The organism is Candidatus Nitronauta litoralis (genome assembly GCA_015698285.1).
GTDB classification, from domain to species: Bacteria; Nitrospinota; Nitrospinia; order Nitrospinales; family Nitrospinaceae; genus Nitronauta; species Nitronauta litoralis.
Genome location: CP048685.1, coordinates 2,640,535 through 2,665,341 on the forward strand (window position 1 = coordinate 2,640,535; position 24,807 = coordinate 2,665,341).

At 48.0% G+C, this 24,807-nt stretch carries 27 protein-coding genes; 16 read left to right on the forward strand and 11 right to left on the reverse strand.

Translation table 11 applies throughout. The features are described from left to right. Positions 1-30 precede the first annotated feature (30 nt). From G3M70_12010 to G3M70_12020, 3 genes are read right to left on the reverse strand one after another with little or no spacing between them, the layout of a single operon-like run. Positions 31-1,350, reverse strand: a complete 1,320-nt coding sequence (locus tag G3M70_12010; protein ID QPJ62556.1) for a GHKL domain-containing protein — start codon at positions 1,348-1,350, stop codon at positions 31-33. Positions 1,351-1,355: 5 nt separating this feature from the next. Next, a complete protein-coding gene (locus G3M70_12015; protein ID QPJ62557.1) occupies positions 1,356-2,204 on the reverse strand; it encodes an HDOD domain-containing protein in 849 nt (282 codons plus the stop codon). 14 nt (positions 2,205-2,218) lie between these two features. Further along, positions 2,219-2,545 (reverse strand): hypothetical protein, encoded by a 327-nt coding sequence (locus G3M70_12020; GenBank protein ID QPJ62558.1) that lies wholly within the window; start codon positions 2,543-2,545, stop codon positions 2,219-2,221. 635 nt (positions 2,546-3,180) lie between these two features. Here G3M70_12020 and G3M70_12025 point away from each other — a divergent pair. The 3 genes from G3M70_12025 to G3M70_12035 all read left to right on the forward strand — a co-directional run bounded on the left by G3M70_12025 (position 3,181) and on the right by G3M70_12035 (position 6,395). Continuing rightward, the gene (locus G3M70_12025) at positions 3,181-3,603 is read left to right on the forward strand and encodes a hypothetical protein (protein ID QPJ62559.1); all 423 of its coding nucleotides are present in this window, start codon (positions 3,181-3,183) and stop codon (positions 3,601-3,603) included. Positions 3,604-3,770: 167 nt separating this feature from the next. Beyond that, positions 3,771-5,609: a carbamoyltransferase gene (locus G3M70_12030; protein ID QPJ62560.1), complete on the forward strand. Its 1,839-nt coding sequence runs from the start codon at positions 3,771-3,773 to the stop codon at positions 5,607-5,609. A gap of 18 nt (positions 5,610-5,627) precedes the next feature. Beyond that, on the forward strand, positions 5,628-6,395 hold the full coding sequence (locus tag G3M70_12035; GenBank protein QPJ62561.1) for a type III pantothenate kinase: 768 nt from the start codon (positions 5,628-5,630) through the stop codon (positions 6,393-6,395). 131 nt (positions 6,396-6,526) lie between these two features. Here G3M70_12035 and G3M70_12040 read toward each other — a convergent pair whose 3' ends face one another. Further along, entirely contained in the window at positions 6,527-6,781 is a 255-nt protein-coding gene (locus G3M70_12040; protein QPJ62562.1) for a sulfurtransferase TusA family protein, read from the reverse strand. A 409-nt stretch (positions 6,782-7,190) separates the two neighbouring features. Between G3M70_12040 and G3M70_12045 the strand changes: the two genes are divergently transcribed. Further along, entirely contained in the window at positions 7,191-8,141 is a 951-nt protein-coding gene (locus G3M70_12045) for a hypothetical protein (GenBank protein ID QPJ62563.1), read from the forward strand. Positions 8,142-8,148: 7 nt separating this feature from the next. Here G3M70_12045 and G3M70_12050 read toward each other — a convergent pair whose 3' ends face one another. Both G3M70_12050 and G3M70_12055 read right to left on the reverse strand, forming a co-directional pair. Then, the gene (locus G3M70_12050) at positions 8,149-8,820 is read right to left on the reverse strand and encodes a hypothetical protein (GenBank protein ID QPJ62564.1); all 672 of its coding nucleotides are present in this window, start codon (positions 8,818-8,820) and stop codon (positions 8,149-8,151) included. Continuing rightward, complete coding sequence (locus G3M70_12055) at positions 8,820-9,311, reverse strand: sel1 repeat family protein (GenBank protein QPJ62565.1); 492 nt, start codon at positions 9,309-9,311, stop codon at positions 8,820-8,822. Before G3M70_12055 ends, G3M70_12050 begins: the two co-directional genes overlap by 1 nt. A gap of 191 nt (positions 9,312-9,502) precedes the next feature. Here G3M70_12055 and G3M70_12060 point away from each other — a divergent pair, with 191 nt between their 5' ends. From G3M70_12060 to G3M70_12075, 4 genes are all read left to right on the forward strand, one after another. Then, positions 9,503-10,024: a shikimate kinase gene (locus tag G3M70_12060; GenBank protein ID QPJ62566.1), complete on the forward strand. Its 522-nt coding sequence runs from the start codon at positions 9,503-9,505 to the stop codon at positions 10,022-10,024. Then, a complete protein-coding gene (locus G3M70_12065) occupies positions 10,015-10,833 on the forward strand; it encodes a hypothetical protein (protein ID QPJ62567.1) in 819 nt (272 codons plus the stop codon). The genes G3M70_12060 and G3M70_12065 overlap by 10 nt, the downstream gene beginning before the upstream one ends. A gap of 5 nt (positions 10,834-10,838) precedes the next feature. Continuing rightward, positions 10,839-11,459, forward strand: coding sequence for a DNA-3-methyladenine glycosylase 2 family protein (locus tag G3M70_12070; protein QPJ62568.1), 621 nt, complete (start codon positions 10,839-10,841; stop codon positions 11,457-11,459). 161 nt (positions 11,460-11,620) lie between these two features. Beyond that, positions 11,621-12,253 (forward strand): methyltransferase, encoded by a 633-nt coding sequence (locus G3M70_12075; protein QPJ62569.1) that lies wholly within the window; start codon positions 11,621-11,623, stop codon positions 12,251-12,253. Between the two features lie 117 nt (positions 12,254-12,370). Here G3M70_12075 and G3M70_12080 read toward each other — a convergent pair whose 3' ends face one another. Both G3M70_12080 and G3M70_12085 read right to left on the reverse strand, forming a co-directional pair. Next, positions 12,371-13,189, reverse strand: a complete 819-nt coding sequence (locus tag G3M70_12080) for a hypothetical protein (GenBank protein QPJ62570.1) — start codon at positions 13,187-13,189, stop codon at positions 12,371-12,373. Further along, the gene (locus tag G3M70_12085; GenBank protein QPJ62571.1) at positions 13,173-13,763 is read right to left on the reverse strand and encodes a class I SAM-dependent methyltransferase; all 591 of its coding nucleotides are present in this window, start codon (positions 13,761-13,763) and stop codon (positions 13,173-13,175) included. The genes G3M70_12080 and G3M70_12085 overlap by 17 nt, the downstream gene beginning before the upstream one ends. A gap of 233 nt (positions 13,764-13,996) precedes the next feature. Between G3M70_12085 and rplU the strand changes: the two genes are divergently transcribed. The 3 genes from rplU (at position 13,997) to obgE (ending at position 15,871) form a co-directional block, all read left to right on the forward strand. Next, complete coding sequence (gene rplU / locus G3M70_12090) at positions 13,997-14,308, forward strand: 50S ribosomal protein L21 (GenBank protein ID QPJ62572.1); 312 nt, start codon at positions 13,997-13,999, stop codon at positions 14,306-14,308. A gap of 104 nt (positions 14,309-14,412) precedes the next feature. Then, positions 14,413-14,673, forward strand: a complete 261-nt coding sequence (rpmA, locus tag G3M70_12095) for a 50S ribosomal protein L27 (protein QPJ62573.1) — start codon at positions 14,413-14,415, stop codon at positions 14,671-14,673. 136 nt (positions 14,674-14,809) lie between these two features. Next, the gene (gene obgE / locus G3M70_12100; protein ID QPJ62574.1) at positions 14,810-15,871 is read left to right on the forward strand and encodes a GTPase ObgE; all 1,062 of its coding nucleotides are present in this window, start codon (positions 14,810-14,812) and stop codon (positions 15,869-15,871) included. Here the strand turns inward: obgE and G3M70_12105 are convergent. Next, positions 15,864-18,050, reverse strand: coding sequence for a hypothetical protein (locus tag G3M70_12105; protein ID QPJ62575.1), 2,187 nt, complete (start codon positions 18,048-18,050; stop codon positions 15,864-15,866). The two genes, obgE and G3M70_12105, sit on opposite strands and share 8 nt — an antisense overlap. A gap of 412 nt (positions 18,051-18,462) precedes the next feature. Here G3M70_12105 and G3M70_12110 point away from each other — a divergent pair, with 412 nt between their 5' ends. From G3M70_12110 to G3M70_12120, 3 genes are all read left to right on the forward strand, one after another. Then, complete coding sequence (locus G3M70_12110) at positions 18,463-19,095, forward strand: lytic transglycosylase domain-containing protein (GenBank protein QPJ63800.1); 633 nt, start codon at positions 18,463-18,465, stop codon at positions 19,093-19,095. Between the two features lie 77 nt (positions 19,096-19,172). Beyond that, on the forward strand, positions 19,173-19,688 hold the full coding sequence (locus tag G3M70_12115) for a hypothetical protein (GenBank protein ID QPJ62576.1): 516 nt from the start codon (positions 19,173-19,175) through the stop codon (positions 19,686-19,688). Positions 19,689-19,837: 149 nt separating this feature from the next. Then, the gene (locus tag G3M70_12120) at positions 19,838-21,940 is read left to right on the forward strand and encodes a hypothetical protein (GenBank protein QPJ62577.1); all 2,103 of its coding nucleotides are present in this window, start codon (positions 19,838-19,840) and stop codon (positions 21,938-21,940) included. Between the two features lie 72 nt (positions 21,941-22,012). On the opposite strand, the gene G3M70_12125 is transcribed toward G3M70_12120, so the two are convergent. After that, positions 22,013-22,291 carry an HU family DNA-binding protein gene (locus G3M70_12125; protein QPJ62578.1) on the reverse strand — a complete coding sequence of 93 codons (279 nt, stop codon included), beginning with the start codon at positions 22,289-22,291 and terminating at the stop codon, positions 22,013-22,015. A gap of 195 nt (positions 22,292-22,486) precedes the next feature. Between G3M70_12125 and def the strand changes: the two genes are divergently transcribed. Continuing rightward, entirely contained in the window at positions 22,487-23,050 is a 564-nt protein-coding gene (def, locus tag G3M70_12130) for a peptide deformylase (protein ID QPJ62579.1), read from the forward strand. 14 nt (positions 23,051-23,064) lie between these two features. Continuing rightward, positions 23,065-23,421: a hypothetical protein gene (locus G3M70_12135; GenBank protein QPJ62580.1), complete on the forward strand. Its 357-nt coding sequence runs from the start codon at positions 23,065-23,067 to the stop codon at positions 23,419-23,421. A gap of 15 nt (positions 23,422-23,436) precedes the next feature. Here the strand turns inward: G3M70_12135 and G3M70_12140 are convergent, their stop codons facing one another. Further along, a complete protein-coding gene (locus G3M70_12140; protein QPJ62581.1) occupies positions 23,437-24,756 on the reverse strand; it encodes an MFS transporter in 1,320 nt (439 codons plus the stop codon). Positions 24,757-24,807 lie beyond the last annotated feature (51 nt).

Sequence of the window (24,807 nt, forward strand, 5' to 3'; positions counted from 1 at the left end):
GGATAGAGTCTGGATCAAATGGGTTAGTAATTATCCTGATTCGGGTAGATTTATAAAAAACGAAGCGCCTTTTCCGATGTCACTTTCCACATAAAGACTGCCGCCATGGCGTTCGACAATTTTTCGGCAGATTGAAAGCCCCATCCCGACCCCTTCGTATTGTTTTTGGCCATGAAGCCTTTCAAAAGGTTTAAAAATCTTGTCCTGCTGTTCGGGTTCAATCCCGATTCCATTGTCGTGAATTCCAATCAACCAGAAGCCGTTTTCATTTTTTACTGCGGTAACCCGGATTTCTGGAGTTTTTCCGGGTGAACGATATTTAATTGCATTGTGCAAGAGGTTTGAAAACATCTGTTGCATTTGTATCGGATCTGCATGCAGGGAGGGTAGTGAGTCAACCTCAATGAGAGCCCCGGATTCCTCAATTTCCATGGCCAGTTCATTTATGACAAATTGTAGTGAACGATCGAGTTGAATTTTCTGGATAGGTCGTCCTTGTGTAGTGACCCGGGATAAATTGAGTAACCCTTCAATCTGGGTTTCAAGACGGTTGACTGCCCGGTTCATGATTCCCAGATAGTCTGAAGTCTTTTCATCCAAATTGGCTTGCAAGTGTAACTTGAGCCGATCACTGAATAATGTGAGTTTCCGTAAAGGTTCCCTGAGGTCGTGGGAAGCAAGGTGAGAAAAGTCATTGACTTCACGTACTTGTGCTTCAAGTTCTACTGTTTTGGTTTCCAGAGCCAGGGTTCTTTTTTTTACCAACTTTTCCAATTCCTGGTTTTGCTTACTTGTTTTACGGAATAGAAGGGCATTTTCGATGGCCTGGGCGATGTGTTGTGCGATGATAGACAAAACTTTGCTGGTGTCCTGATGCGGTCGATGCTGGTCCTCTGGAATACGGGCCACGATCATGCCCAGCACTGTAGAACGGGTTGCCAGCGCTTGAAGCAACCAGGTGGAATTCCCCTTTTTTTCTTCCAACCACATGGGCTTTGTCTGCTGTAAGGCCCATGCAAAAGTGCCGTTCTCTATCCAGTTGTGAACTGCATCCTGAACCTCGTTCTGGTTTTCCTTTGGTTCGCATGTCTGGGATTCAAACCTGGGAGGTTCCGACTCGACCAGATACAATGCCATGGTGTCAAAAGGCACTACCCGTTGAATAAGCGGGCTGGCATCCCTGAAAATTTCGACCGGATCTTCAAGATGGTTAAAACTACGATGAATTTCCCCCAGCGAAGCGACCAACTCAAGAGCAGAGTAGTACCATTGGTTCTTTCTTTCCAGGTGGTCCAGACGCGATTTTAAACTTTGTGGGGTTTCTTGTTGTAGCTGTTCCTGCTTATCCATTGTTTTTAGCCTGTAAGAATAACATCAGCGGTTTCTTCAAATTGAAGGGAAACCTGGCTCCAGATTGAGGAAAGGTGTCCAGGGGTCAAACCGATTCGTTTCCACATTGCTTCATCAAGCGGGGATACATACGTGTCTCCACTGTTGCCAAGCTCCATGGCTTTGGTGATGAGGTTTGCCAGGTGGAGGAGGCCTGTTTCAAGAAAAAAATCTTCTGCATTTTCTGGATGGTGGTGATGGGTGATAACTTGTTCCAAAAGAGTGGGTAAATTCCATGCCCGACACAACGCACCTCCAATGTCACCATGATGAAACCCGAGCATGTCTTTTTCCCTGTCCACAAGAGTTGGCTCCTCTGGGGATTCCCGGTTCAATAGTTGAGAGGCTTTGTCCGAAAGGTTTTCAAACAAGATCAGCCTTCCCACATCGTGAACCATGCCCATGAGGAAAAAACGTTCAGCGTTGGGCTGCCTGCATTGGAGAGCAAGGACTCGCGCAGTAACCCCACAACCCAGACTGTGTCGCCAAAAGGAATTCATGTCAATCTTGGGATCGTTTATTCCATTAAACCGGGTAAGAACAGATGTGGCAAGAGCCAGATCACGTAATTGCTCTGTCCCAACAATTGAAATGGCGTGGGTGATGGTGTCTATTTTTTGTGGAAAATTAAAAAAGGGACTGTTGACAATTTTCAGTAAGCGAAGTGACAAAGAAGTATCGTTGCTGATAACCTGAGCAACATCGCCGAAAGAACTATCCGGGTCAGAAATAACTTCATTAATTAAATAAAAAATTTCGGGAAGCGACGAAATTTTAGGGTTATTTTCAACAAGGCTGTCGGGTGTGACCTGCAAAGGAATTTATCCTCTTATGGTAACCGTGAGTGGATTGCCAGTCTTTGCAACTCCTGAATTGCCGGATGATCAATATTGCTTTTTGCAAACAGAACTTTAACTTGTGAAATAATTTCTTCTGATACTTCTGGAGAATTTGAAAGAGGTTCGTTTCCCCTCCCTGCAGGTTCAGAACCAGGGTCCAGGATATCTACCTCTGGAATACCCCAGGCCTTTAGTGTCTGAATATCATCCTGACCCAATCGCGTTCCGCGAGAAAGCACTACCTTTCCCAAATTTGTTTGTGCGTCCTCACTAATTAACATGCCCGGCTTTAAATGTTGTAGACGAATTCGGGTCATCTTCAGCAACCTGTAAGAAAAAACTGACAAGTCAGAGGAGGTTAAGGTGCGAAAGTAGTCCAAACATCTTGTAAAGGTTTGATTATAATAACTGATTTAAACTTTATGCGGATTTTTTTTTGTGTGAAAGGCGACTTCTGATCTAAGGCTAATAAAATCAATTAGTTGTGTTTGTGGTGTTTGGCCCGGTTTATGACAGTATTGAACTTGTTCGGTGGTTTTTTTTATGAAAACGGGTTTTCCAGCTAATTCATTAAGAGTTACATTTCAAAATTAATAGTTTACTTATATGGATCGATTATATGAAATTTCGTATAGATGTTAGCCTGTTTGGGCTTTATAAGGCTGTGGCTGATTAGGCTGTTATCCTGTAAGTCTGTTTTAAATAGGCCTTTTTCAATAAATTATGTGATTAGCTTTTTTGGGTAAAGGATAATTAGGCGTACAATGGGGAAAGGTATTTTCCCTGACAGGTGCGGTGGTGCCAAAGTAAGCATTTCAAGTTTTTTAATTGAACAAAATCTAACCAGTTTTTTTTGAACCTTTTTCAAGGGATCCTTCAGGATTCAAGGTCAGACTATCCTGGGAAAGAATACGTCTTTCCAGATCATTGATTTATTGTATAATCACCCTCTATGACGGCACACGAGACGCTAGACAACCAACATCAAATAAAGACATCTACCGATAGATCCTTTGGATTTTGGTTTTCCGGGATTTTTCTCGCGATTGCTCTTTTTATCTGGTACAAATCTGGGGACCTGAAAACCTGGCTCCTCGTTTTAAGTGCTGTTTTTGGCCTGTCGGGAGCAGTTTACCCTTCAGTTTTAGCTCCTCTGAACAAGCTTTGGACGAAATTAGGCCTTTTGATGGGCAAAATTGTCAGTCCAATTGTAATGGGAATCATCTTTTTTGTGGTGGTTACCCCGATGGGGCTTTTCATGCGCCTTACAGGGAAAGACCTGCTGCGTCTTAAGTTTCAGCCCGAAGCAAACAGTTACTGGATTCCCCGTGATCCACCAGGGCCGGATCCCGAAACCCTGTCCAACCAGTTTTAGGAGTCACCATGTCCTTTTTCTCCGAATTGTGGGCGTTTATGCGTGTCAGAAAAAAATTCTGGCTGCTTCCGATTCTTCTTATGATGGTTCTTATGGGTGGCCTGATTGTCTTGACTCAGGGTTCTACAGTAGCCCCCTTCATCTATACGCTTTTTTAGTCGGACGACATGCACATCCTCGGGATTTCAGCGTTTTATCACGACAGCGCAGCAGCTCTGCTGGTGGATGGCGAAATAGTAGCTGCAGCCCAGGAAGAGAGGTTTACCAGAAAAAAACACGATTCTGGTTTTCCGCATCGTTCCATAGAGTTCTGTCTTAAACAAGGGGGCCTCTCTGCTGTTGATCTCGATCATATCGTTTTTTATGACAAACCCTTCCTGAAGTTCGAACGCCTGCTCGAAACTTACCTGGCCTTTGCTCCCAAAGGGTTTGTTTCTTTTCAAAAAGCCATCCCTGTCTGGCTTAAGGAAAAACTTTTCCAGAAAAAACTTTTGATTGATGAGCTTAAGACACTCGGGCTGGAGAGCGGGGTGGAGGAGCGCCTGCTGTTTTCTGAGCATCATCTCAGTCATGCCGCCAGTGCTTTTTTTGCATCTCCCTTTGAGGAGGCAGCCGTATTGACAATGGATGGTGTTGGCGAATGGGCGACCACTTCATTCGGGCATGGAAAAGGGAACGACCTTAAAATGATCAAGGAAATTCATTTTCCCCACTCCCTTGGCCTCCTCTATTCGGCATTCACCTACTACACAGGTTTTAAAGTCAACAGCGGTGAATATAAGGTGATGGGATTGGCACCTTATGGTGAACCCAGGTATTCGAAAAAAATTCTGGAACAATTGGTGGATATTAAAGATGACGGGTCGTTTCGGTTGGACCTTTCATACTTTAATTATTGCACCGGCCTTACCATGACCAATGACAAGTTTCACGACCTTTTCGGTGGTCCCCCTCGACAGGCAGAGACCGATCGTTTGGACCAAAGGCATATGGACCTCGCCGCTTCTGTTCAACATGCGACGGAAGAGCTGGTCTTGCAACTGGCGCGCTCCATAGCAAAAGAAACTGGCCTTAAAAACTTATGTCTGGCAGGTGGAGTTGCTCTTAATTGTGTGGCCAATGGAAAGTTGTTGCGCGACAAATGTTTCGAGAAAATATGGATTCAGCCAGCGGCAGGTGATGCCGGAGGAGCCTTGGGTGCCGCGCTGGCGGGACACCACTTGTTCAAGCAGCAGCCACGTAAACTGACTCATGGGAAAGACCAAATGCGCGGTTCCTACCTTGGGCCGGAATTCGACCAGGAGGACATTCAACGCAGGTTGGAATCTGTGGGAGCTAAATTTACCGTATTGGACCAGGATAGTATGATCGAACAATGCGCGCAGGCTCTGGCAAATGAAAAGGCAATCGGTTGGTTCCAGGGGAGAATGGAGTTTGGTCCGCGTGCTCTTGGCGGTCGCTCTATTCTCGGGGATGCACGATCAGCTTCCATGCAGTCGGTTTTGAACCTAAAAGTAAAGTTTCGAGAATCATTTCGTCCATTTGCGCCTTCTGTTTTACGGGAAGATGTTTCCGACTGGTTCGATATCGATGAAGACAGCCCCTATATGTTGCTGGTTGCCGATGTTGTGAAAAAACGGCACATTGCCATGACAGATGAACAGAAAAAACTGTTTGGCATCGACAAACTCAATGTGCCGCGTTCGGATATTCCGGCAGTCACACACGTCGACTATTCTGCACGAATCCAGACAGTGCATGCCGACACCAATCCGGCTTATCACGCCCTCATCTCGGAGTTTAAAAAAATCACCGGATGTCCTGTCATCGTAAACACCAGCTTCAACGTGCGAGGCGAACCCATTGTGGGTTCTCCTGAAGATGCGTTTCGATGTTTTATGGGAACTGACCTGGATGTTCTCTCGGTTGGCGGCTGCCTGCTTCTCAAGGAAGAGCAGGATACCTCCCTCAAATTGAATTACGCCGAAGCTTTCGAGCTCGACTGATTCGAGATAGGCTGACTCATGCTCCTCGCAGTTGACATTGGAAACACAAATATTGTCTTTGGCCTGTTCCGGGAAAAAAAGCTGTTGATGCATTGGCGCATCCGCACGGAACTAAACCGGACGACAGATGAGTATTGGGTGCTGGTGCAGGAGTTTATCCGTCTTAATTCTGCGGACCCTGAGACCATCGACGCCCTGATATTGTCCTGTGTCGTCCCCCCTCTGGTGCCCGTGTTTGAAGAGTTATCCCTCAAATTTTTTGGGACTAAAGCATTGGTTGTTGGTCCAGGGGTTAAAACCGGTATCCCGATTTTGTACAAAAATCCTGTAGAGGTTGGGGCAGACCGCATCGTTAACGCGGTAGCTGGCTTTGAAAAATATGGTGGACCCTTGATCCTGGTTGACTTTGGAACGGCAACAACATTTGACGCTGTTTCGGCCCAGGGAGAATATTTGGGGGGAGCCATTGCACCCGGTCTTAGAATTTCGCTGGAAGCGTTATTTCGAAATACAGCCAAGTTATCTCCAGTGGACCTGGCCGTTCCCGAGTACGTGATTGGTCGGTCGACGATGGAAAGTATCCAGTCCGGAACTGTCTATGGATTTGTTGGGATGATCGACAGTATTGTGTACCGAATGCAGAAAGAAATGAAATCCAAGGCGCGGGTGATTGGAACAGGAGGGTTGATCGGGGTAATCGCGGAACAAGTCGAAAGTATCGAAGAAGTTGACGACTTTTTAACACTTGAAGGGTTGAGTTTGATTTACGAGCGGAACCGGAAATGAGAACGAGCAGTTGTAGTGGCGGGGAATAAAAAAAGAGGCCCCGGCTTTTTCGTTTGAGGAGGGCAGTGACTCCCAGGGAGAGGAGGGTCCTGGGGAAACTTTTCGAAAAAACCGGTGGCCCCTTGGTACAATCAGCGTTTTTTATTTTTCAGTCTGGCTACTTTGGTAATGAACATCCGGATAAGTCCATCGTTTTCGTCTACTCCCGATACCTGGTAACCGCGTTCCTTAGCCCACTCGCGGAAAGCATCGGTAAAATTCTTTTTTTTGTCGATTATAATTTCCAGAATACCATCCGTCTTTACTTCATTAACTGCGTCATTTGTCATATTGAAAGCGTTGAAGAAAGACAGGCCTCTGATATCCAGTGATTTAAATGTCGTCATGGTCAGGCCCTCCTTTCAAATGGGGCGGTTAGAGTTGGTCATTCCCTGATGACCTGTAGCTAATATAAGAAACCAACATTAACTTTGAATTAACGTTCCATTAATTTTTTTTAATAATGTTGGGGGCTTGTTGTTATTCGCTGTTTTATAAGGGACTGGCGGTTTTCGAGGTCTGGGGGCTACTTTTCTAAACGAAGGATGAAACAGGGGTTGCTCCTCAAGGTTTGGGTGAATACTGGGTCCCCTTCAGGACCTGCAAAAGGACCTGGAGGGCCCGATGTCTTCCCAACCCTCTGAATTCACTTTTCCTGTCTGCTCTTGCTTGGGAAAAACCTGGAGACTTGCTAAAATACACTGACTTTTGCTTCAATTTGGGCGATCAACAATTTCAATACAATTTGGAGGTTTAATGGCGATCCGTAGTGACGGCGATTCTGTTTACGAATCCAGTGAGCCAGACTTTGAGGAAAAAAAAGAAAAGCTTGAGAGTGAAATCAGGGCTCAATTGGAAAAGGATCCCACGGTTTTGTCTTTCACGGGACGTCACTTCGGTGCCGATGAAGTGGCTATCCTTACTGGGTTCCCGGATTTGAAAACGGTGACCAAGCTGGACCTGAGCGATAACCAGATTGCTCTGGAAGAAATGAAATCTATCTTCGAAGCCAAAGACCTTACCCAATTATTGGACCTCAATCTTTCTGTGAATTTTATTACTTCAGAAGCGGTTGCCGAAATTGCAGAGTCCGACAGCGTTCTGATGAAAAACCTGAAAGCTCTTTCATTGGATGATAATCGGTTGAAAGATGCAGCAGGTGTGGCGATTGCCGGATCGAAAAACTTCTCCCAGCTCGAGTGGCTAAATCTCAGCTACAACGAAATCGGACCGGAGACGGCCCGCGCTCTGGGAAAGAGCCAGACATTGTCCCAACTCACTTTTTTGAATCTTGAAAGAAACTATGTGGGAGAGGAAGGGGGCGGCGCACTTTTTGAGGAAGGCGGGCTACCGGCTCTGGAAGCGCTTAATTTGTCCGGAAACCGTTTGGGGGACGAAGGGGTGATCGCTTTCGCAAAGTCAAAAATTCCTTCCGGCCTCAAAACTCTCTGGTTGACCAACAACGCCATTGACGAGGAAGGGGCAAAAGCTCTCGGAGAATCAGAGAATTTAAAGTCTCTTGAAACGTTGTACATCGGTCGAAATTATTTCAAAGACGTGGGGGCGAAAATATTATACGAACACAAGTCACTTCCAAAGCTGGAAAAACTGCTGTTGCGTGAAGATATGGGTGAAGATGCCGGGTATGTTAATTACTCCCGCCCAGAGCTGCTAAGGCCGGGTTATGAAGAAGTGCCCGGAGGCTAAGGCCGGGCTAAAATATCTTAAGAGTTTTCATGTTCACCAGTTTTTTTGACTGGCGGACAGCTTCCTTGGCTTCTTCTGATTTAATGCGATTCCCACCAAGGTGAAGGTAGGTCAGACTGGCCAGGTTGTCGGAGTTGGCAATCGCATAGGCACCTTCTTCCCCCACGCGGTTATCCACCAGACTCAAATAATCTATTTTGTTGAGATAGGGAGAAGTTGCCAGTGCCTTGGCTCCTTCCGGACCCACACCATTGCATTCAAGATTAAGGGTGTGAACATTTTTAAATTTTTCAGTACTGGCGATCAGTTGTACCCCTTCATCGCCCAGTTCATTTGAGCCAAGTTGTAGATACTCGACATCGTTTACGAAGTCCGAATCAATCAGGATCTTGAGTGCCTCAGGGGTCAGCCCATTGTGGGTGATGATGAAACTGGTGACTTTTTTGACAGGTTCGAAGCTGGCAATCAGTTCAGCGAGTTCAGTGGCGTGATTCTCTTCTTTTTTCCCTTGCTTGGAAAAAGCATAGGCATCCTGGACTTTCAGGATTTTTTTATCCTTGATGCTTTCGAAGAGGATTTTTTGTTTAGGAGTGAACTCGTCCCCAAGGTCCCCGTAATTGGTCCCATCGTTGACCAGCTTTTCCCAGTCCTTTGCGGTGAACGTGGATTTTTTTGCCATTATTTTTCAAGATTCTTGTAGAGACCACAAGCCAGGTTGTTTCCAAGGTCGCAGGCCTTTTTATAATATTTCTTAGCTGCGCTGGTACGCCCTTCTTTGTATTTAAGCACCCCAAGATTTGAGCAGGCATTGTTTTCTTCAGCGTCACAGGCTTTGGTGAAATATTTGCCCGCTTGTTTCCAAATTTTCATTTTCGTTTGATAATCCCCATGGGTTTCCCCTTCCAGGGTTTTCAGGATACCGGCATTGGTACAACCAGTCATCCAACCTCCATCACAGGCTTTGACGTAATATTTTAGCGCTTCGGTGTTGTTCTTATCCAGCGTCCGCAGTTTTTCACCAATGGTGAAACAGGCGAAAGAATTTTTTTCCTGACACTTTTGTTCGAGCGCAGCGTCCCGGTCCAAAGCAGTTACCGTTGTGGTTGTAGAAAGAAGGATTATGATTCCAAGTAAAAACAGTTTGATCGTCCTGTTTATTGAAGGTTTCACGGCAGGCGCCCTTTCTGTAGGTGGTCGAGCCTTTGAATGGATCTTCTGAAACTTTATCCGAGTATATCATAAAAGAATTGTTCCAAAAGGTCGTCAGTTTTATGAATTGGTAACGGAAAAATGTTCTCCTTTCTATTGAAATCATGGAGGGAAGATTGCATCCCTGAATAATTTCTTATACCCTCTTTGCCATGAATATTGTTCTTATGGGTTACCGCGGAACCGGGAAGTCGGTGGTGGGTCGGATCCTGGCTCGCCGGTTGGAGCGTCAGCTTTACAGCCTGGATCGAATTATTGAAAAAAAAGGGGGAATGGTGATTCCTGAATTTGTGGCCCGGAATGGATGGCCGAAATTCCGTGAACTGGAATACGAGGTGGTTCAGGAAGTATGCGATGAAGCACAAGATGCCGTTCTCGATTGTGGAGGCGGGGTGGTTCTCGACCATCGCAATGTGGACAGGCTCAAACGCTGTGGCCGTGTCGTGTTACTCACTGCAGAATTCAGCATTTTACTGGAACGGTTACGACGGGACAGGAACCGCCCTGCACTTCTGGACGGTGTCAGTTTTGAGGATGAACAGCGGCAGATCATGGCGGAGCGTGAAGAAAAATATAAGGCCGCTGCAGATTTTGTCTGCGACACATCTTATGTCAAACCGGAAAATACCAGTATGGAAATCTGCCTTCATTTTCAGGAGCAGGGATGGATTTAATAAGCCCACTGTTTGAAAGCCTGTTGCGCCACAGCATGACCCTGGTGGAGTCGGGTGTCGACAATGCCGAAGCGATGGTGGTGGACGAGTCGCGGATGTTTGCCGATGCTGAATCAGGTGAGGAACCCAAATTCAAACTGGAACTGAACGATAAGGACATCAATCTGGAGGAAATGGTTTGGCTGGGTGGCTGGCCGCGCCTTAAAACGGTCAAGGCTCTTTGGCTCGACTCCAATGAGTTTGAGGATGATGGGGTGGTCTTGCTGGCAGGTTTCCCGACCATCGCGCGGTTGCATACCCTGTCACTCGCCCACAACAAACTCACCGTAAAATCCATTAGCGCACTGGCAGAATCCAAAACACTACGAAACCTGAAAATCCTTTTTATACAGTACAACCGGCTGGGGCCTGAGGCGATGGAAACCCTTGCGGGTTCAAAAAACCTGGCCGGCCTCGAAACTTTATATGCCAAGGTCAATCCACTGGGTGTGGAAGGGGTGAAGGCTCTGGCAGCATCACCGCACCTGCGTTCACTGAAAGAACTTTATCTGGAACGGGTGCGCATGACCAACGAAGGACTGCAGGCTCTCTGCCAGTCCCCCATTTTGAACACGGTGGAAAAACTGTATCTGGGAGATAACGGTCTTGATGATTCGGCTGTCGATTGTATTTTAGACAGCGGCCATTTGAAAAACCTGATCACGCTGGACCTCGGTAAAAACTTTATCAAGCAGACAGGGATGGATATCAAACAGCGTTTACTCGACCAACCCGATCTCCCCCGATTTAAATTCCTGCACTGCGACTGATCGCCATGCAGGTCCTCCCCGGTCAAAAACAGGTCCTCGCACATTTCAAGAGGCAGGATCCCAAAATGGCCGCTATCATCAGGAAGGTGGGGCCGCATAGACTTTCTCCGGACAAGGAATATTTCATTGTTCTGGCGCGGGCGATCGTTTCCCAGCAGATTTCCACCAAAGCCGCAGAAACCATTTACAACAGGTTTTGCTCCCTGTTTGCCCGGGGGCGACCCCGCCCCAGACTGACTCTGGATTTATCTGATGAAGACTTGCGGCAAGCCGGGCTTTCCCGACAAAAAATAAGTTATATGAAAGATCTGGCTCGTCATTTTGATGAGGGCCTTATCAAAACAAGGCGATTCTCTAAATCAGACAACGAGGAGATCATTGGACAGTTGGTCCAGGTGAAAGGGATCGGTCGCTGGACAGCCGAAATGTTCCTGATCTTTTCCTTGAACAGACTCGATGTCCTGCCCGTCGACGACCTGGGTCTCAAGGCAGGTGTGCAGAAAATTTACAAATTAAAATCCCAACCGGATGCGAAAAAGCTTCGGGCAATCGGAGCCAACTGGCGACCCTATGAATCAATCGCCACCTGGTATTGCTGGCAGGCCCTGGCCGGGCGGGCAGATTAATAAATTTCTGGATAAACTCCGAATCTCGCCTTGGGCTTTTATTTTGGGTTAATACAATATTCCCTCTTTGTAAAAGAGGGAAGCGAAGCAGGGTGATTTTTCTGTTACACCAGGGACTCGAATAAAACTAAAAAATTGAATATTTCAACCAGGAGACTTTCATGGATTTTATAGACGAACAAATCGAACAATACGCACATGATCACACCGAAGACGAAGGCGAATTGCTAAACCGGTTGAAAAAAGAAACCCACGCTTCCCTGGATATACCGCAAATGCTGACCGGTCGGATCGAGGGGCGCTTTCTCAATCTACTGGTGAAGATCAGCAATGCCCGTCGGGTGGTGGAAGTCGGTACCTTCAGTGGTTACGGATCCCTTTCCATGGCCGAAGCTCTGCCTGAGGATGGTGAACTGTTCACCTGTGAAATCGATCCAGATGCCATCGCCGTAGCGCAGAAGTATTTTGATGAAAGTCCGCACGGTAAAAAAATAAAATTGCTGGAGGGGGAGGCCCTGACCTCAATTTCCACCGTGCCGGGTCCGATTGATTTTGCTTTCATCGATGCTGACAAGGCCAATTACCTGAACTATTATCAGGCCCTTCTTCCGAAGATGCGGAAAGGCGGATTGATCGCAGTCGACAATGTGTTGTGGAGCGGCAGGGTGCTGCATCCCGTCGACGACTGGGACCGCGCGATTGCCAACTTCAACGAGACCGTCAAACGTGATGACCGCGTCGAGCACGTCTTCCTCACCGTCCGCGATGGGATTTATTTATTGCGGGTGAAGTGAGAGCTTTCTTTTTCGGAGGGTTATTATGCGAAAAGAAGAAGTGGAAATAAACTCAGACAAACGATAATCCCCTGCCATTCTCTAAACGTAATATTGATTTTAGTAAGTATCTATTATTTAAAAATACTGATCGAGCAGGGCTTTCCTTCTCCGTTCAAACTCGTCGTTGTCGATGAGGCCCTTGGATTTGAGGCCGTTCAGGATGCCGAGTTTGCGTTCCAGCTCGAGTTCCTTCGCTCTCGATGTAGAGGCGGGTGCCCTTGAAGGGGCGGCCTGTTGGGTCGAGGGTTTTTGGCGTGATTTTATTCTGCGTTTCTTACTCTTGGCAGAGCGCGGTGTTTGCAGGTCAAGACTCGAAATGATCCAGTTGTGGATTTCGCGTTCCATCAATAATTTTTTGACGTAAAACTTCTGGCCCGGTCGTGGGGCCAGCCGCCAGCGTTGTTCGTTGCGCGCCCAGGCTTTTCTGGTAAACCCTTCCCCGTTGATCCGGTTGAGTCGCCAGTGCAGTTTTCCGTTTGCGGCAAACAGGTCGCCGGTTGTGTTTCCGCCATCTCCCTTCACTTCAAATGAAATGAATTGATTCGGTTTGGCGTGGTTGAGCGCCTTGGTGAGCAACCGAGACAAATTGGGAAGCTGCACTTTGTTGAACACGTTTTCTTTGTCGGAAACCAGCGCCATGTGTTCGTAGAAGATAGACATGATCTGTGTCTCGACGGTTTCCTGCGAAATGGAGAACGGATGCTGCAGGTCGATGCTGTCGATATCGCGGTCGTTCTGTTTGTCGTGGTATTCGAGTGTGACGTCTTTGGTCTTGAGTTGTCGGGTCTTGTCGGGTATTCCCACGCAGCCCGAAACAAAGAGGGCGACTCCTGCAAGCAGGTAAATTATTTTTCCCAGAGTATTTCCGGTAGAAACTTTATTTTGAATCGTCATCAGGTTTTTCGGTTTTTCTGGCGAGGATAGATGCGGTTCCTTTTTCATCTTCATGGTCATCGGTTTCCCGGTAGTGGAGGATACGGTAGTCGGCAAAGGTTTTTAACAATTCGCCGTAGTCCAGGACCCATTCGGGTTTCAGTCCGCTGTATTTCAAATGGTCCTTGTTGAATGTTTCATAAATGACAAGACCGCCGGGTTTTAAACTGTCGCGGATGGCGGGAAAAAGTTTTCGGTCGAGAAAATAAAAACAGATCACCAGATCGAATGTATTTTTCGGGAGCGGCCAGGAGTCCAGGTCGACCACTTGCGTCTCAATTGAGACCCCTTTTTGCTGGGCGAAAGACTCCGCTTTGCGGGCGCCGACTTCCGAGATATCGACCCCGAGTACCTCATAACCGAGCTGTGCCGCAAAAATTGCGTTACGGCCTTCCCCCATAGCGAGGTCCAGAACACGCCCTTTCCCGGTCAGAGCCTCCCGGTTTTCGGTCAGCCATCCGCAGGGATCACGACCCGCGAGGCAGTCCTCGGTGCTGTATTTGGAGTCCCATTTCTCCTTGTCTTTCAATGACATATAGTAATCCCTGTTATTTTTATACCATTCAAAACCCGTTCCCGCAAGATGCCGGGGAGGGAGCTTGGGCAGCTGAGGATTGCCCTCAGATAAAGACCTCGGGCATTGTAACTCAAAAGTTGACGCAAGCCTTCAAATTCAGTATGATGCCACTTCACAATTTTCCTCGTTCAGGTCCATCCTGCAGCAAGGCATTCCCGTTTTATCAGATTAGTTGAGGATCAGGAGACGTTATGTACGCGGTTTTGAAAACCGGTGGCAAGCAGTATAAAGTTGCCGAAGGTGACGAGTTACAAGTTGAAAAAATTGAAGCGAATGTTGGGGATTCCATTACCCTGAACGAAGTATTGATGGTGGGTGGCGAAGGCGATCCTGCGGTTGGGACTCCTTTGGTGAGTGGAGCAGCGGTTACAGCCGAAGTGCTGGACCAGATGAAAGCCCCCAAGATTATCGTTTTCAAAAAGAAGCGTCGTAAAAAATACCGACGCAAGAATGGGCATAGACAGCCGTTGACCAAATTGAAAATCACGGCAATCAGTAAATAAGAATCCGGCAACTGAATCGGCATCAGAGAACAGTAATGTCTTCTGAGAGCTGGCCATCAGTTACGGATAGATCAGGTTACTTGTAAAAAACCCAGGAGTTCATCATGGCGCATAAAAAAGGACAGGGTAGTACTTCCAACGGTAGGGACAGCATTGGCAAACGCCTGGGAGTGAAACGGTATGACGGGCAAGTCGTTAAAGCCGGAGAAATTCTTGTACGTCAGCGTGGCACCAGCATCCATCCCGGTGAAAATGTTTCGGTGGGCAGCGACTACACCCTCTTCACCACGACCACTGGTAAGGTGAAGTTTGAATGGATGACCCGCACCAAGAAAAAAGTTAGCGTCTACCCCGTAGCCGGTTAATTCTTTCCCCAAATAAATTATTTCCACGGGCACGACCGCTTGCCTCCATTGGTCTATTGTATTACCAGCCATTAGAGGGTTATTCTGTGCTTTTGCGTGTTCCTTGTTAGATTGCTAATGGCACAGGTGCGTCTTCATGTTTGTTGACCAGGTCAAAATCACAGTTCAGGCGGGCAAAGGTGGCGATGGCTGTTGCAGCTTTCGACGCGAGAAATACATCCCCAAAGGCGGCCCCAACGGCGGTAATGGTGGACGCGGTGGGGATATTATCCTGGTGGCCGACCCCAACCTGACCACTCTCCTTGATCTACGCTATCAGCAACTTTACAGGGCGGAAGCGGGCTCGCACGGACAGGGGAAAAGTAAAACCGGTAAAAATGGTGCCGACCTGAAAGTGAAGGTTCCCCTCGGTACCATTGTCAAGCCTTACGAAACCGACAACATCATTGCCGACTTAACAGAGCCGTATGAGGAATTCGTCATTGCGCATGGGGGACGTGGCGGATTTGGCAACGAACATTACAAGTCATCGATCAATCGGGCACCGAGACGGGCCGATCCCGGCGATTTGGGCGAAGAAAACACGTACACACTGGAACTCAAGTTGCTGGCGGATGTAGGGATCATTGGCTTTCCAAACGTGGGCAAGTCAACGCTTATTTCCAGAATCTCGAACGCTCACCCGGAAATTGCTGATTATCCATTCACAACGCTTGTCCCAAAACTGGGTGTGGTGAAGGTTGAAGATTTCCGATCTTTTGTTGCTGCCGATATCCCCGGGATCATTGAAGGAGCGCACGACGGCAAGGGGCTGGGGCATCGTTTTCTGAAACACACGGAACGCACCGCTTTGCTGGTTCATCTTCTGGATTTTTCTTTGATGAACGAGCGCGACCCGATCGAGGATTATCACATCCTGGAGAAAGAGCTTGAGGCCTTCGATCCTGAACTTGCAGAAAAACCCCAGATACTTGTTGCGAGCAAGATTGATACTCCCGAAGCTGAAGCGAGGTGGAGCGAGGTCAAATCCCAGCTTGAAGAACTGAACTCCAACTTATTGGCTATTTCTTCATTGGAGGGACGAGGCCTGAAAGAACTGATTTACGCGATCAAGGTGGAATTAGAAAAACTGGGGAAATGGGGTGCGGAAGTTGAAGAAGATGAAGACGAAGATGAGACAGAATATGTTGTCAGCTGATCTGGAAATCCTTGAACTTGGCTTTTTTGATTTTACCCTGCTTTAAGCCCTTATTGATCGCTCGCTCCAGCCTTTTCGATAACTTTTCCTTTACATAAAGAATATCGTTATAGAATTTTCGTTTCAGAAAGTTCTCAACAGTCGCAACCATGATCTTTTCATAAACGGGGAGAGATTCCCGCATGGAATCAGCCGTTCCGGGCGTGTCCATTTCCAGGCGGATGGTAAAGCTCAGCACCTTGATATCCGTGGGGCTGAAAGCGACTGGCAGGATGGTGCTCATCTCGACGATGTCTGCAAAGGGTGTTAAGGCAGCATTGAGCGAACTGGATCCGGCAGGTTCTTCAGTAGCGCTGGTTTCCGTTGAAGCTTCCGCAGCAGGTTTTGCCTCTTCTTCATTTAACAATGCTTTCTGAGCCTCTTCAACCGCTGAGGGACCTTTCTCTGCTCCCCCTGCAGCGTCTTCTTCCCCTTCAGCATTGGCGGTTTCTTCGGTGGCCTCTTGTTCACTTTCAGCCTCAGCCATTTGACCTTCTTCAACCAACTCCGGGGGAGCGAAAGTCTGGATAGCGAAATAAGCACTTCCCGCTATCAATAAAAGAGCAATAATTCCACCTCCAACAACAAGTTTCCCGGTTTTACCAGAGGGCAGGGGGATAAAGCCTTTTTTTCTTACAGGTGTTTCGGTTTCAAATTCGTCATCGTCGAAATCGGCGTAATCATCTTCGTTGTAATTGGCCAGAGCCTCGTCGGCCAGGGAGGGGCCGTCGGCTTCGTCATGAGCAAGGGCGGCCAGTTTTTCCATTTCTTCATCAGAAACTTCCCCACCCATAGCATTATCGGCAGTGGGTTCTGAGGCGTCTGCGTCACCTGCAGCAGAGGCCGTTTCTCCGACATCTTCCCCGGAATCTGCCCCTCCTGTTTCCTGGAAAGCCTGTTCCCAGAGGTCTTCTTCAGACGTGTCTGCAGCAGTTTCAGCTTTTTCTTCAGCTGGATCTGATTGCTGTGTTTCCTCAACCGCTGCCTGGTCTTCGAAAGCCTTGGCCCAAAGATCTTCTTCAGACTCTTCTTCACTGTCTCCAGTTTCCGAAGCAGTGCCTGAATCATCTTCCTGTTTGGTTTCGGTAGCTTCCTGATCGGCGAAGGCTGCCGCCCAGGCATCTTCCTCGGACATATTGTCCATATCAGCAGTTTCTGCCGATTCTGCTGGGGGACCTTCCGTGCTGTCTTCCTGTTTGGTTTCGGTGGCTTCCTGGTCGGCAAACGCTGCCGCCCAGGCATCTTCCTCGGACATATTGTCCATATCAGCAGTTTCTGCTGATTCTGGGGGAGGACCTTCTGTGCTGTCTTCCTGTTTGGTTTCGGTGGCTTCCTGGTCGGCAAACGCTGCCGCCCAGGCATCTTCTTCCGACATGTTGTCCATATCAGCAGTTTCTGCTGATTCTGCTGGGGGACCTTCCGTGCTGTCTTCCTGTTTGGTTTCGGTGGCTTCCTGGTCGGCAAACGCTGCCGCCCAGGCATCTTCTTCCGACATGTTGTCCATATCAGGAACTTCCGTCGCCTGATCTGCGGGCTCGGGCTCGGATTGTTTGGATTCCTGTGCGGCTTGATCGGCAAAAGCCTCGTTCCATAAATCGTCTTCAGATGCAGTTTCTTTTGCCACAGCTTCCGGGGGAGTAGGGGGTTCTGCCGGTAAACCCTTCTCAGCCTCAGGTGGGCTTTCGGAAACGTATGTCTCTTCTTCTTTCAGACCTTCCTCTACAGAATCCTGCCAAATCTGATCCAGTTCCTGATCTTCCAGATCAGAGGCTTCTTCACCTGGAGAGTCTTCAGTGAGCAAGTCATCGAGCAGGCCGTCCAGGCTTGTGTCTGCTGCTGTCGGTTCCGGGTCTTCCGGGGAGGAATTCGTAGAGGAGTTTTCCTGTTCTATTAGATCGTCGAGGAAGGCATCCAGGTTGTCGTCCGGTGACGAGGGTTCGGCTTCCTGCTGGGCCATAGGTGATGAAAAATCGTCACCACTTTTTTCGGAAGAGCTTCCTGCTGCTACCGTACTGTGAGTCTCTTCATATACATGAAAAGTATGTTCACAACGGGCACACTTGACTTCAACACCTTCATCCCCGACCGTAGGCAGATCTACCTGGTATTTGGCGTGACATTCTGGGCAGGAAAATTTCATAAACTGTTAATTAAATAGGCGTTAAATAGATTCATTATATTCTTATTCCTGTAAATGACAAGAGGCCAATGTAGACTGCCTGACTGATTGACACGGAGGTGGTATTCAAGATATACTCACAATTGTGGGTTTCTTTTATTGTCCTTTACGACATAAACACCCTCTAAAATTAGCTTCCAACGGATTTTTCCAGCCCGATAACCGGGGAGCTTGTCCAGCCCATCAGGGTTGGCATCACGATAAAAAGACAGGGTTAATTTGTAAATCTATACTGGCTGCCACAATAGATCTGTGTCTGGTATGGCAGTTAATTGGGATAGATGAACCTGAGGCACTTTATTAGTGGCAAAGGCTGACACCAATGACGGGAATTAAAAAAACAATCAAAGGGCTTGAACGGGCCAAAACTTCGATGACAGCGCTATTGGCTGTTGCCGTTTCGTTTGCATTTGTTGGGAAGGGGGTGCCTTATCAGGGGGTATCGCCAGTTGCCCGGGCGGTGATTGGATATGAAGAGATAGTTGTCGCAAAAGTTGAAAAGGAAAAAAAGCAGGCCCGTCTGCTGTATGAAAGTGGCGTTAAGGAACGGATTGGGAAAGTAATCTCTGGCTACCAGACGGGGTTCAAGGATCCTGAAAATGTTCAACAGATCATTTTCGACGAATCGGTTAAGTATGGGTTCGATCCCCTGTTTCTGACGGCTGTGATCGTAACTGAAAGCTCATTCAATAAGCGGGCGAAATCTTCACGTGGTGCCCTTGGTTTGATGCAGATTCGACCCGCTACGGCCAGAGGGCTGGTTGGCGAAGTCGATGCCACCGGAGACGAGCCTTTGTCCCTTTATGATCCGGAGCAAAATGTTGCTTTGGGTGCCTATTATCTGAGCAAGTTGATCGCACGGTTTGGAGACTTGAAACTGGCTCTTGAAGCCTACAATCACGGTCCCTCCCGTCTAGGTCGTATTCTTCGTAAAGGGAAACGCCCAACGCGTTATTCCAGCAAGGTACTTCGACTTTACAAAGAGTTTCGTTCACAATCGATCTAACCCGCAAACCTGAAGCCGGGGTTTGACCTGCCTGAATCGTTTGTTGCTTCTTGGAAAACAATTCTCTGAACCACTCAATGCAGCCAAACCTACGGACCCCAGCCAATAATGCCCCTGAGGCCGCTAGAAGTTTACTCAAGGTTCATTTGGGACTTTTGCTGGTGACGTCGTTAGTGCTGGTTAGCGGTTGTACTTCCTGGAAAGTGATCAAGGCATTTGATGGTGAATACACTTCCGAAGAAAATAACCGGTTGATTAGTGACTATTGCCAGACCTGCCATATTCATAAAGCATTCTCCCCCGGTGTGCACCTCGACAAGATTCCGCAAAAATACAACCGCAAGGTGTTCCGTTACGCAACAGAATGTCGGACCTGTCATATTCTGGATCGCAACTGGTTCACGGAAGAGCTTACGAGGACCACACGAAAACCAAAAGATGCCAACAAGGGAATGTACCGTGATTTTGAAATAGAAGCCATGCAGGATCAAAAAGAGCGGTTGACTAAAGAAGATCAGGAAGAACGCAGGAAAGCCAGCGAAGAACTGAAAAAAATCGAAAACGATGATGATAAATTCCTGGGATTGTTTTAATCCGGGATTCCCCTCTACCTCCTCATCACCCTGTCTCCAGGGAGTCTCCCTACATGCAAGAAATCTCAAGGCCAGCCAGTTGCCTTTGCAAATTTTCAATATGTGTTAATGGGTTGTCTCTAGTATTTGTTTTTCTCTTTGCAAGTCTCATGATCGCTTCTTCTGTTCATGCATTCAGCCTTGGTCCCATGGAGGTGGTAAGTGATTTCGGAGAAAAGTTTAATGCAGAGATTGAATTGCAAGCCAACCCCGACAAGCCGATTAAAGTCAGTATTGGCTCTCCGGAAGATTATTTGAAATCGGGGGTTCCGCGTCCCAGCGTTGTGGATGAACTGGTGTTGCCCGGAAAAATTGAAAATCGTGATGGCTTGCAGATTCTGCGTGTTTTATCTCCTCTTCCCCTGTTTCACCCTTCGTTTAATCTGGTGATCCGCGCTGAACAGGCAGGAGATATCATCATGGAAAACTACCTGGTCTCCGTAGACTTTAAGCAAAGCGTTTCCCTGCGTTTGAAAGCTGAACGGGAAAAAGACAAGCAAGCGCCTCCTGAAGAGCCTGAACCCAAGCCGGAGGAGAGTGTTGATGAAGTGGTTGATGCCGGGCTGACTCCGGAAGAGGAGACCCCTGAAACGCCAATTGAAACACCTGTGGAGAAACCAGTCGAGGAACCCGAAGCTGTTGCTGCGGGGAAAGCCTCCGAGGAAGAGCAACAAGAGGCCGCTCCTGGGCCTCAAGCCCCTCCAGTCGTGGTCGCGGTCCACCCGGCTCCTTTAGTTGTTAGGGAGTTACCGGAAATCGAAACCCCTGAATTGGAACCCCTGCCTACACCGGTTGCCGAGCCAGCTCCTCCAGCGGTGGTAATCCAGGCCCCGAAAAAACCAGAGCCAAGGCCTGCGGCCAAAGAAGAGCTTGCAAGGCAAGTGGCACGTGTTCCCTCTCCGGAAAAAAAAGAGGAACCACCTGCTCCTGAAAAGCTCAGAAAAGCCCCGGAGCCAGGGAAGCCACCCGTGGTGCTGTCGCGGGAAACCTACGGTCCCTTGAAAAAGGGGGAGTCACTCGAATCCATTGTTTCGGATTTGAAACTTTCAGAGACTGAACGGCAAAAAGCGGCTGTAGCACTGTGGATGAACAATCAGGACAAGTTCATCAAAGGGAATATTCACGGGCTGGCTTCCGGAGTGGAGTTGAACCTGACATCTCTGGACGCGAAAATGAAGGAAGTCAGTTCCCATCGTGCGCGTTGGACGATACAAAACCATTGGCAGGAATGGGAGTTGATCAAGGACAGGCTCAAGCTGGCATCTGAGTTGGATCTGCCCCCCATGCTGGCCGAACTGCTCACGTCTCCTCCGGATAATGAGCTTCAGCGAGTGATACATGAACGGGTTGAAGCCTGGAGAAGTAGTTGGGAAAAAGAGGATCTGAAATCCCATCTTGCGTTATTTTCTGAACAGCCTGCCAAGGCCGGTAAATTTAGGGGGATGGCCTATTGGAAGCGTTTCAAAGGGATGATGTTTAAAAGACACAAACAGGTGCGATTAAAAATCGGAAAGCCTCTTGTGGTGCTGCATAAGGATTGGGCTTTTGTTGGCTTTGACCAATGGTTTGATTCGAACAGAATGCAAAGTTACGGCCGAAAAACACTTGAGTGGGTGTTGGAAGGGGGCGTCTGGAAAATCGCGAACGAGCATTTTGCTGTGAAAAAGTTTTTTAACAAGCTGAAGGAATCGGGAAGTGAGAATGGTCCGGTTACAGAGGCGGATTTTTCGAAGCCGGAATCATTGACGCATCCGATAGTTGTGCATGCATCGACAAAGTTGAACCTGGCCTCGGCGGTCAAGGTGCTGAACAGGTTGAGGGATCAAGGATTTCATGCTTATATCGCCCCGTTGTATGTGACTCCGGTAAAAAAGATTTATCGCATACTGGTGAGCAGGCTGTCGGATTGGGGAAACGCAGAGGACCTTACCCGGGCCGTTAGAAAGATTCCGTCGGCTCGATTTGCCGCTCCCAAACGGTTTCCCTTTTCTTTGAAGGCGGGGGAGTTTTTAAAAGAAAGTGAAGCGAAATCTGCAGAAGAGGAATTGAGGAAGAAAGGGATTTCGACTTACCGACTCTCGGCAGGTGGCGGTAATTTCCCAAACCCGGTGATTCAAATTCTGGTTGGTGCGTTTCTTGAAAAAGACAACGCACTCCGGTATGCCGGAGAGTTGAAAAAATCCGGGCTGAAGACGGAACTGGTTTCACCCTAGAAAAGAAGTTTGACAGGCAAAAAAAAACCGCCTGGGCTGAAAGCCCAAGCGGTTAATTTTTTTCTAAAGCGATTACAACGAATTTTTCAGTGCGGGCGCTGGTTTAAAACCTACAGTTTTACTGGCTTTGATTTTGATTTCTTCCCCTGTCTGAGGGTTCCGGCCTTTGCGGGCTTTTCTTGTTCTGACGGTGAAGGTACCAAATCCAGGATACGCAAACCGTTTTTCCTTCTTAATTGATTTTCCAATAGCTTCAAACGTCGCGTCGATAATGTCTCCAGCCAGGCGCTTACTTACCGAGTCATCCTTTACAGCCTTAGTAACGGCAATGATCAAATCGTCCTTAGTCAATTGGCATCCCTCCTTTCCCAGAGTAATTGTGCAAACCGGGGTCATTATAAAAAATGGCCTCTAAATGTCAAACAAAAACTTTTTCAATGGGGCTTTATTCAAGCTTGACTGGAAGGTGATTTCATGGGCGGGTGACAGGCTGCAACTATGCTAAAATAGCCTTGTACGCCCGTTTTTAAAACTGGAGTTAAATTCATGTCTTTATTAGAGATAGCCCGATTGGGCAACCCAATTTTGAGGCAGCATGCCCGGCCGGTTGATCTTGAAAAATTAAAGGGTCAACCCGATGCTGAGCTTCAAGAATTTATAGACGATCTTATCGAAACCATGCATCACGAAGGTGGAGTTGGGATCGCAGCACCACAGGTTGGAGAGTCTGTTCAAATTGTCATCGCAGAATATCTGGGTAACGAACGGTACCCGGATCAGGATGATATTCCTCTGACCGTTCTGGTTAATCCCGTGATCACCAGGCTGGGTGGAAATCCGCAATCTTTCTGGGAAGGCTGCCTGAGTTTGAATGATTTGCGTGGGCTGGTCACTCGACCTGATGAAGTGACAGTAGAAGCGTTTGATCGCTTTGGAGAACCCATGACAATCGAAGCCAAAGGGTTTTACGCCATCGTACTTCAGCATGAGATTGATCACTTGCAGGGAAAGGTGTTTCTTGACCGTATGACCGATTTGACCAAGCTTTCCTATGGGAAAGAATTTGAAACCTACTGGCTGGAAGCAGACAAGCAACCTGCTGAAATATAGGAGCTTAAGGAATAATGACGGAGGACTCAAATGGACTGGAAGAAGAGATTCTTGAGCTTTACCGGGAGCCTGTCATTGGATCAGGTTACGGGAATACTTATGGAGAGCAAAACCTGGTAGCCCTGGTTGAAAAGTACCGTTCCCTTTCAGATGAAGGTATGCACTTCATGTCAGATCTGGTTACTGCATACTCAACTTCAACAGACCTGGCGACTAGTTATATTTCTGTTGGTGTCTTGCACGCGATTGGTCTGAACGATCAGGTGGAGAAAGCTTACGATTGGGCAAAGACGCAGGATGAGGCTGCAAGCATTACCAGCCATTTTGATATAGGAAAATCCTTGTCCGACCATTTCATCAAAAACTTTTGATGCCGAACACATCCGCTAAAGTGATGTCGGTGGAATTTTGGCGTCACTGGGTTCTACTGGGCAAATAGATCCAACGCATTCGCCTTTTTTAAATCGCCGTTTTAGAAAAAGAAGATAACTTCCCCAGCCAATACCAGGCAAAAGAAAAACAATGGCAATGGCCTGTGCCGTGCTTTGTAGATTCCAGCCCAGCGTTTCAATTAATCCTCCTACCGCAAAATTGCTCAACCCCATGACCAGTGTCAATAGTGCCATTTCCAGGCTAAAAATTCTTCCGAGAAACCTGTCTTCGGCTTGCAGATGAATCAGAGCTGAGCTGAAAACCCAGACAATGGATCCAAATAATGTGGCGAGCCCTATGGATGCCGTTGCCAGGAATAGGGACTCTGAACGGGAAAACAGCAGGTAGGCTCCCGCCCCCAGAAAAAAGGCGGTTGAAATGGCGATTCTGAGGGCCTGTGTGCTATCCCCAAACAGGCGACGGACGAGGGGGGGGCCGAGGGCAGCTCCGATTCCCCGACCGGAATAAATTATTCCTATGGCCATGGATATCATTTCGGGAGCGGAGTAAATGCGGGCTGCATAAAAGGGGATGAGTGTCATGATGCCTCCGGCCAGGGCCAATCCGGATTTTAATAATGCAAGAATCAGGATTTCGGGTTCGCTCTTGAGATAATGGCCTGCGTCGGTGATATCTTTGAAAAAGGATTTTTTGCTTTCAGAAGATGGGTGAACGGCAGGTTTGGGTTTCGGGATTCTGCTGATAAAGAAAGCAGACACCAGGAAGGTGCAGGCATCAATAATGAAAGCGGTCTGGATCCCAAACCAACTGACGAGAACACCTCCAAGAGCAGCACCAAAAGCGACCATCACCGACCAGGTGGAACCACTGAGGGCATTGGCGGTCACCAGTTCTTCGCGTTTTGTAAGGGAAGGGATCATGGCACTGCGAGCCGGTTCAAAAAAACCGGCCAGTGCGATTTCCACAACGACCAGGCTGTAAAGCAGCCAGAGCTCCCCCGGAGCATCAACAAACAGAAAACATAGAACCACAACAAACCGGAAAAGGTCGCTCGCGATCAATATGGTTCGCCGGTCCATGCGGTCAATCAGCACACCAGCCAGGGGGCTGACAAAAAAAACAGGCATGAGTTTGGCCATCATGGTGATCGCCATGGCCATCCCGCCTCCTCCAAGTTTCATGACCAGCATGTAAATGGCAATGCTGTTCAGCCAGTCACCCAGCTCAGACACTACCTGCCCGTACCACAGGTTCCGAAACCCCGGGTTGGTTTTCAACAGGGTGAAATAACTGGGGGCCTTGGGGGAGTTCATGTGTTGGGTGAGCCAGATGCAGGGGGAACAGGATATGAAGCGAAAATTATA